This is a genomic window from Oryzihumus sp. (assembly GCF_036391795.1).
Lineage (GTDB): Bacteria > Actinomycetota > Actinomycetes > Actinomycetales > Dermatophilaceae > Oryzihumus.
Map to the genome: position 1 here is coordinate 1 of NZ_DASVZH010000249.1, position 1,819 is coordinate 1,819.

At 73.2% G+C, this 1,819-nt stretch carries 3 protein-coding genes; all 3 read left to right on the plus strand.

Features of this window, described 5'->3' with window-relative positions; translation table 11 throughout:
* The first annotated feature begins 25 nt into the window (after positions 1-25).
* Positions 26-1,087 (plus strand): transcription termination factor NusA, encoded by a 1,062-nt coding sequence (gene nusA / locus VF825_RS15405; protein WP_331114885.1) that lies wholly within the window; start codon positions 26-28, stop codon positions 1,085-1,087.
* A 22-nt stretch (positions 1,088-1,109) separates the two neighbouring features.
* A complete protein-coding gene (locus tag VF825_RS15410; RefSeq protein ID WP_331114881.1) occupies positions 1,110-1,499 on the plus strand; it encodes a YlxR family protein in 390 nt (129 codons plus the stop codon).
* A gap of 133 nt (positions 1,500-1,632) precedes the next feature.
* On the plus strand, positions 1,633-1,819 hold a 187-nt coding region (locus VF825_RS15415; RefSeq protein WP_331114883.1), incomplete at its 3' end, for a translation initiation factor IF-2 N-terminal domain-containing protein.

The following is a 1,819-nucleotide window of genomic DNA, read 5'->3' on the forward strand; positions in this document are numbered from 1 at the left end:
GACGACGAGCGAGGGGAGGCGTGACGTGGACATCGACATGCAGGCGCTGCGACTGATCGAGCGCGAGAGGGACATCAGCCTGGACGTGCTGGTCGAGGCGATCGAGCAGGCGCTGCTCTCCGCGTACCACCGGACGCCGGGCGCATACCCACGGGCCCGGGTGGAGCTCGACCGCCAGACCGGCCACGTGACGGTGTGGGCGCGCGAGCCGCTGCCGGCACCCGAGGTCCCGCCGGTCGACGCCGAGGAGGAGGCCGTCCCGGCTCCGGTGGAGCTCGGACCCGAGTTCGACCACACCCCGGCCGGCTTCGGGCGGATCGCGACGTCGACGGCGAGGCAGGTGATCGTGCAGCGCCTGCGCGACGCCGAGGACGACGCGGTGCTCGGCACCTTCCGCGGCAAGGAGGGGGAGGTGCTCGGCGGCGTGATCCAGCAGGGCCGGGACCCCCGCACGGTGCTGGTCGACATCGGCGGCACCGAGGCGGTGCTGCCCGCGCACGAGCAGGTGCCGACCGAGCAGTACGTGCACGGCGAGCGCATCCGCGGGTACGTGCTCGAGGTGGCCCGCGGCAACCGTGGTCCGCAGGTGACCCTGTCCCGGACGCACCCGGGGCTGGTCCGCAAGCTGTTCGCCCTCGAGGTGCCCGAGGTGGCCGACGGGACCGTGGAGATCACGGCGATCGCCCGCGAGGCGGGTCACCGGACCAAGATGGCGGTCCGAGCCACCGTCCCGGGGGTCAACGCCAAGGGAGCGTGCATCGGCCCGCTCGGCGGTCGCGTGCGCGCCGTGATGGCGGAGCTGCACGGCGAGAAGATCGACATCGTCGACCACTCGGACGACCCGGCGGAGATGGTGGCCAACGCCCTGTCGCCGGCCCGGGTCCTCTCGGTCACGGTCGTCGACCCCGTCGCCCGGGCCGCCCGGGTCGTCGTGCCCGACTACCAGCTGTCGCTCGCGATCGGCAAGGAGGGGCAGAACGCGCGGCTCGCAGCGAAGCTGACGGGCTGGCGCATCGACATCCGCTCCGACGCGGAACCCGCCGCGGGCGCCGCAGCAGGACAGCCGGGTGCGGCCGACGAACGCTGAGGAGAGTGCGCTGCCCGGCGGCGTGTCGTCCCGACCGGCCGCCGACCAGGCGGTCCGGGGTAGACTTGCCACGCCTGGGCGGCGCGCCCGGCGTCCCTCGTCCTCCGGTGCGGGCTCTGGCCCGCTCCGGACGTGCGTCGGCTGCCGTGCGACAGCCCCCCGGTACGCCCTGCTGAGGGTGGTCGCGAGCACCACCGGGACCGGAACGCCGGTCCTCGTGGTGGACACCGGCCGCCGGATGCCGGGAAGGGGTGCGTGGCTGCACCCCGATCCGCACTGTCTCGAGCTCGCCGAACGTCGGCGCGCGTTCGGGCGGGCCCTGCGAGTGCCGGGTCTGCTGGACGTCACCGTCGTCCGCCGTCATCTCGAGGGGTCGGAGCAGGACCCCACCGGGCCGGTCCCGGAGGGGTAGCCACCGTCGATGAGGAAAGCGGGTCAGGAAGCCGATGGCTGCCCGATGAGCGCGCACCGATGAGTGCCCAGCTATGAGTGCCCAGCACTAACGACGGTCCGACCTGTCCGGGGCGGACCGAGACAGGAGAGATGTGCCCAAGGTCCGCGTCTACGAGCTCGCGAAGGAGCTCGGGGTCGACAGCAAGACCATCATGACCAAGCTCAACGAGCTGGGGGAGTTCGTCAGGTCCCCCTCCTCGACCATCGAGCCCCCCGTCGTGCGCAAGCTGCGCGACACGTACCCCGCGGCGACCAGCGCCGCGCCTGCGGCTCCGGTCC